The sequence below is a fragment of the Colwellia sp. genome (genome assembly GCF_013215345.1).
GTDB lineage: Bacteria > Pseudomonadota > Gammaproteobacteria > Enterobacterales > Alteromonadaceae > Colwellia.
Genome location: NZ_JABSOV010000165.1, coordinates 1 through 6,417, shown reverse-complemented (window position 1 = coordinate 6,417; position 6,417 = coordinate 1). Strand labels below are relative to the sequence as shown.

The 6,417-nt window shown below is 38.2% G+C and carries 5 protein-coding genes; 3 read left to right on the top strand and 2 right to left on the bottom strand.

Going from position 1 to position 6,417, the window contains the following annotated elements; translation table 11 throughout:
- The first annotated feature begins 381 nt into the window (after positions 1-381).
- Positions 382-1,263, top strand: a complete 882-nt coding sequence (locus tag HRT50_RS17080) for a DUF2971 domain-containing protein (RefSeq protein ID WP_291616719.1) — start codon at positions 382-384, stop codon at positions 1,261-1,263.
- Between the two features lie 590 nt (positions 1,264-1,853).
- On the opposite strand, the gene HRT50_RS17075 is transcribed toward HRT50_RS17080, so the two are convergent.
- Positions 1,854-3,320 (bottom strand): PLP-dependent aminotransferase family protein, encoded by a 1,467-nt coding sequence (locus HRT50_RS17075; RefSeq protein WP_291616717.1) that lies wholly within the window; start codon positions 3,318-3,320, stop codon positions 1,854-1,856.
- Positions 3,321-3,437: 117 nt separating this feature from the next.
- Between HRT50_RS17075 and HRT50_RS17070 the strand changes: the two genes are divergently transcribed.
- A complete protein-coding gene (locus HRT50_RS17070) occupies positions 3,438-4,214 on the top strand; it encodes an aldolase (protein ID WP_291616715.1) in 777 nt (258 codons plus the stop codon).
- A 10-nt stretch (positions 4,215-4,224) separates the two neighbouring features.
- Positions 4,225-5,112, top strand: coding sequence for a dihydrodipicolinate synthase family protein (locus HRT50_RS17065; protein ID WP_291616713.1), 888 nt, complete (start codon positions 4,225-4,227; stop codon positions 5,110-5,112).
- A 625-nt stretch (positions 5,113-5,737) separates the two neighbouring features.
- Here the strand turns inward: HRT50_RS17065 and HRT50_RS17060 are convergent.
- A partial coding sequence (locus HRT50_RS17060) for a putative adhesin (protein ID WP_291616711.1) occupies positions 5,738-6,417 on the bottom strand: 680 nt, incomplete at its 5' end.

Sequence of the window (6,417 nt, the reverse complement as noted above, 5' to 3'; positions counted from 1 at the left end):
AGCCTTTCAGACATCAGCCTTCAGTTGAAGAGTTGTTGATAGGTTTTGTGTATTGGCTGATATCTGAAAACCTTAACCAAGAAGCCCTTAACAAAAGGGCTAATTAATTTGGAATTCTCTAATTCTTTTAGAATGAGATGTTAAGGGCGGTTAGTACCACACTGCTGACGTTAGCTTTTGAGATCCTAACGTCAGCAGTGTGCCTAAAATCGGTCGTTAACTGAATTCAAGTTCAAGATGACTTGGGTGCAATTTAAGGACGATCCTAACTCTATCCCGGACAAAAGTGCGTTAGGTTAACTACTATATATCAAACGTATTCAATAACTTGCTGTGTTACACTATGAGCCCTAAACAGCGATAAAACTAGAGGCGTTAAGTATGAGTAAAAGCACAGAACAACCACTTCTTTGGCATTACACCTCATTTGAAGTTCTCATTTCTATTTTCAAAAAAGAGAGTGTGCCTGTCATGCGAGCAACTCATATTGACTTTCTGAATGACAAATCCGAACTAAAGTATGGCTTAAGTCGAATCATTGATAGTTTAAATGACGATAACGACAATGAAACAATTGGCAAATGTCTGAAAGAACGAGAACTGCTAGTAGCTATTGGGGAAACACTAGGGCTGCACTTCAGCGCTGTAGATACACGTGACTTTCTTGCATTGAAAGAAGATGTAAAAAACATCTACGAAAGGGTTGTTATTGAACAGCTGATATCAACAACGCCCGATTTTTATACATTTAGCTTATCTACTGCGCCAGATTCTCTATATCAATGGCTAGCATATAGCTCACAGCAAGGTGGTATCGCTCTCGTTTTTCACAATTTTACTAGCTTGGTGGATATAGTTGATGATAGTAAATATCGGCACCAATTAATAAACACAGTTAGTAAGGTAGATTATCTGAAGATAGGTGACAATGTTGATATAAAACTGTCCAATGTTTCAGGTTCTAAATTAGATTACTTGGCTTCAAATGCGATATTGATTAAGCACCCAGCTTACGAACAAGAAAAAGAGTACCGTCTCATGGTAAACTTAAGTAATGAGGAAAAGGGAAGTATACCTATCCACTATGATGCTTCCAAGCCTTACATAGAGCTTCCATTTGATCCAATTCTCCTAAAAGAAATTTATATTTCCCCACGTGGTGAAAAAGATCAATCTGAGAAATTAGTACAACACTTTTTATCTAATACGCCTTGTTTAAGCCATGTAAAAATATTCGTCAGTGATATCCCATACCGTGGTTAAATTGTTGTGACTTTTGTGGATTAGTTTTTAGGGACACATTATTTACTTAGAATTGTTCCCAGTTTCGAGTGTTTGCCCTAACTCACTTTCGGGGAAATACGAGTTAAAGCGAACGACCACCCTTCTTTACAACTTTGACTAAAAATTAATTATAGTCCGCTTTGTCGCTTGAGTTGACGTTAGTGAGACAATGACTTACGTCAACTAAGCGCACTTTTTTGACGTTAGATTCCGGTAAGGTAAAACTCCCAGTGTTCATTGCTCTAAGGTCACTAGCTACCACACAGCCGACCTAATTTAGATGTGACTTTATCTTAATAAATAGTCCGCATTGCCACCGAAGCGGTCGTTAATAGAATTAGATTAAAAGGTCATTTAGTGCGTAAACCAGATATTTGCCTTCAATAGTTTTTCCGTACATTTTCAAATTAATTATTATGAACAGCACCAAGATGGCTTTCACTGCCACTTGATGAAAGTCGACTTACCTACTATTGCTCTGAGACTGGATTGTCCTGAACATAAAGCAACAAAATAACATTCGCGTTAATTTACCGGTAATAGGCTAGTAATTACCGGTAAATTGGCTATTAGCAAAATTGCTTTAATGCTTTAGATAAATGTTCTATTGATTGTGTTATTTCTTGTTCGGTAAGCGCACCGAAGCCAAAGCGAATGTGAGTAGGCTCTGCTGAGTCATCACAGAAAAGTGTACTTAAGCTTGCGTCTTTGTGCTGTAAATTGGCTATTTTTTTACCTGCAATTAGTTTTGAAATGTCGACCCAAAGCGCCATTCCTCCGGTAGGTAAATTGAATGAAATATTATCGCTAAATACCCTAGAGAATTCATTGGCTGCAAAGTTCCTTCTTGCTTCATATTGCTTTCGAGTTTTACGAATATGTCTCTTCACCTCACCTGATTCCATTAAGTCGGAGAGTACATGCTCAGTTATGGTGTTTCCTTGTCTGTCGATAAGTACAATTTCTTGTGCTGCTCTTTCAATAAACTTCTTATCGGCAGCTAGGTATCCAAGCCTTAAGCCTGGAGCAAATACTTTCGACATTGAGCCAATGTGCACAACATTTTCTGAATTAGGGAGACTTGCCAGAGGAGGAATGGGCTTTGCCTCGTAATGAAATTCGTGATCATAATCGTCTTCTATGACAAAAAATTGATACTGCTTTGATAATTTTAGTAACGCTAGTCTTCTATCCATAGGTAAGCACACCGTTGTAGGATATTGATGATGAGGGGTAATATAAATACCGGCAACCTCATGTTGAGTTAATAGTTTTTTTAACGCTATAATATTTAAACCATTGTGATCTAATTTACAGGTTAATATTTTAAAGCCGTTTGCTTCAAATGCTGCTTTTGCGGGGGCATAACACACCTCTTCCACAATAATAGCGCCTTTGCTTGGATCTAATACTCTAGAGGTTAGGTATATGCCCATTTGACTGCCCCGAACTATACAAATCTGTTCAACAGAACAATTCATAAACCTATCACCAGTCAACATTTTTTGAATGGAATCTCGTAGCGCTTTTGTTCCTCTGGGATCGCCATAGCCTAGATTTGAATGTCTACTTAAGCTAATACAAGCTCTTCTATATGCCCGAGCCAGTATTTTATAGGGTATCAAGCGAGTATCTGGTACGCCGTCATTTCCATCAAATATGTTATTACTAGAACGAAATGAATCTTGATAAATATTCTTAACTAGATTTGAGGGGGCTTTAGTTTTGTGCGCATTATTAATTAAGCGCTTATTCTCTTCTGATACCCCTTGTTCAGGTAGCATATTTGAAATAAACGTACCACGTCTAGGTTTACTCACTAACCAGCCTTGGGATTCAAGTTCTTCGTATACCTGCTGAACCGTTTTTCGGTTAACGTCTAATTGGTTCGCTAAAGCGCGTGACCCCGGTAGCATGCTACCGGCTGAGAGACGTCCACTCTTAATATCTTCAATTAGCTTGTTTAATAATTTTGCATGAAATGTTTTACCCGTACTGTCGACTAGCCAAAACTTCGTTTGCCAAGGTCTTAACATATGCCCTCCTTCAATCTGGACCACTAAACATATTAAAACTGGATGTTATTAGTAATCCAGATCGTTGTTATCTTGCCCTAGTTCTTAACGAAAAACAAAGTTACGGAGAAATTTATAATGAAAACAGCTTCATCAAGTAAAAAAGAATTAATGAACAGTGCTCAAAAAGATATGAACAATATCATTGAAGATATCAATTTAACGGAACGTCAAAAGCTCGCGTTGACATGTCGTATTTTATTCGACAAAGGCCATGATGCCGGCTTAGCGGGGCAAATCACTTGTCGTGCTGACAAAGCGTATACGTTTTTAACGCAAAAATTTGGTTTAGGTTTTGATGAAATTACCGCAGATAGCTTGATGGAAGTGGATCATGATCTCAAGCCATTAGACGGCAATGGAATGGCCAATCCCGCTAATCGTTTCCATACTTGGATTTATAAAGAACATCCACACGTTAACTGCATTATTCACACCCATCCTACTTATATTGCCGCATTAGCAATGTTGAAAGTGCCGCTAATTATTTCTCAAATGGATACCTGTGCTTTGTATAACGATTGTTCGTTTGTGGCTGATTGGCCCGGTGTTCCGGTAGGTAACGAAGAAGGAGTTCTTATTTCTAAAGCTTTAGGGAAAAATCGAGCCGTATTTCTTGCTCATCATGGTCAACTGGTAACCGGTAAAACCATTGAAGAAGCGTGTAATCTGGCTATTTTAATTGAACGTGCCGCTAAATTACAAATACTGGCAATGTCTGCCGGAAAAATTCAGCCATTGCCTACGAAATTAGCGCAAGAAGCTCACGATTGGGTTTCTACCGATAAACGAAACAAAGTAAATTTTGCGTATTACGCAAGACAAGCACTTAAAACTCACACCGATTGTATATAAGGAAAAAATTATGAATTTATCAGGTATTGTTGGTTACCCAATCACACCGTTTAACGATGAAAATGGCCATGTGGATTTTGAAAGTTTAGCAAAGGTTATAGATACTTTGCTTGCCGCACAGGTAGATGCAATTGCTGCATTAGGCAGCGCTGGTGAAGCAGCCTATTTAACTGAAGACGAATGGCAGCAAGTAGCTAAATATACAGTAACTCGTGTTAACGGTAGAGTACCAGTTATGATTGGTATTGCCGAATTAACCACTGCTCAGGCAATAAGTCGTGCGAAATATGCTTCTCAAGTAGGTGCAGATATGATCATGGTCTCACCGTTCTCTTATTACAAGTTAAACGAAGATGAATTGTTCCTGCATTATGAAAGCATTTCAAATGCAACATCTTTGCCCATTATGATTTATAACAACCCGGCAACCTGTGGTATTGATATGTCACCTCAATTTATGCTGAAGATGGTTAGCGACATCAAAAACACCATCATGATAAAAGAGAGTACTGGTGATATTCAGCGCATGCATAAAATTTATAAGCTTTCGAACGGTAAAGTACCATTCTTTAATGGCTGTAATCATATGGCGCTAGAAGCGTTTAATGCGGGAGCTAGCGGTTGGTGCACTGCGGCACCTTGTCTAATCGGTAAGCAAGCTAAACATTTATTTGATGCCGTTAAACAAGGGAAAAACGAGAAGGCGACCGCGCTTTTTTACCAGCAATATGAATTTCTTGAATTTATTGTATTGTCGGGTTTAGCAGCAGCGGTTAAATCGGGTTTCTCAATTCAAGGCACTCCAATGGGCGGACCGAGAAGACCGCTGCTACCGTTAACCGATTTAGCACAGCAACAACTGAAAACAATGTTACTTGAATTAAACAGTCATGCATAATCAGTAAAATGAAGGTGACTTAAGTTGTTGAATAGTACAACTTCGTAAATCTGATTTTTTGAGTTATGTAAATATGCATGCTGATTAAAAATTATCAATACAAAACTAATCCAAAATACTATTTTTCGTTTACAACTTAACGTCCACAACTGGTAAAAGTTAAATAGTATTTTGGATCCTTTATGAGCATTTTGTCGGAATAGCTGCGGTTATAAAAGTAAGAAATCTCGTCTGCTTTCGTATCTTAGTGCTTATTAGACAGGGTGATTTTTAACAACAAAAAACGACTGGTTTAGGCTGAAAGTCAACGTTAAAGAATCTAATATGAACGGAAGCTATGAGGCTTGAAGCGGACACTAGGAATAACGGTGGCGTAACTTCCCCTGTGTGTTGCGTCCATCGATTGAACTCAAGACACAGAGCAGACATTAACTATTACAGAAATGTGAACAGCTTGGATTAGGTTTTCTATCAATAAACCCAATAAAATCCAACCGCTTGCTTAGGATAACAAACGGAGATTAAAGGGGCAGTGATACCATTACCTGACTAGTCTCAGCCCCCCTGTTCTATTGATCTTAAGGTAACATCCTAGAAAACTTACATTCAATTTGTTTGAAATAAACTACTGATGCATAGAATGATTACTATTGACCCATTTTTGTTGTTGAATGCCGTTGACATCTTTCCATTTAAAAAGATATTGCCCATTATGTCCTGCTTGAGCTGTGCGATCTGATGCGTTTAAACCAAACTCTCGCCCGCCCACTTGAGACAATCCCAACGATTGGCAGCAAAGCCAATGAAAATCCAATTTTTTTCCGTAAACAGCTGTGCAATCAGCCATGACATCACTTAATGAACGACGTGTTTTCGGAGCTACGGGCAGAGTATGTAATATATAGGGAGAAACTCCTCCCCCCCAGTTATAAGCGTTATTGACCTGTCCTTGAGTGAGAGATGACATCTGTAAATTAGGGACAGTCTTAAATGCGCTATGTTCTGATTCTGTTTGCGTGTAGGTACCTGCCATAATTTGTTTTACCATTGTTGCATTAAGTAATTTGGCAAAGTGGGTATAAAAGGTTAGTGAACAATTTGCAGGTATTTTTGTGTAGCCCATTGATGGTTTCCAACTACCATGTCCATGAAGATAAACTGTTGTCATAATTATGTTCCTTTTTATATAATTGTCGTTCATCACAATCATAATGTGAGAGAAAAAATTATACAACATCTTAAAACTAGCTAGATAAGTATTTGTTAGAAAATATATAGCAAATAGATTTATAGCTAACGTCTCCT

What these genes read in the sequence shown, in the direction of transcription:
- HRT50_RS17070 (WP_291616715.1), top strand. Translation starts at nt 3,438, where the DNA reads ATGAAAACAGCTTCATCAAGTAAAAAAGAATTAATGAACAGTGCTCAA.
- HRT50_RS17075 (WP_291616717.1), bottom strand. Translation starts at nt 3,320, where the DNA reads ATGTTAAGACCTTGGCAAACGAAGTTTTGGCTAGTCGACAGTACGGGT.
- HRT50_RS17080 (WP_291616719.1), top strand. Translation starts at nt 382, where the DNA reads ATGAGTAAAAGCACAGAACAACCACTTCTTTGGCATTACACCTCATTT.
- HRT50_RS17065 (WP_291616713.1), top strand. Translation starts at nt 4,225, where the DNA reads ATGAATTTATCAGGTATTGTTGGTTACCCAATCACACCGTTTAACGAT.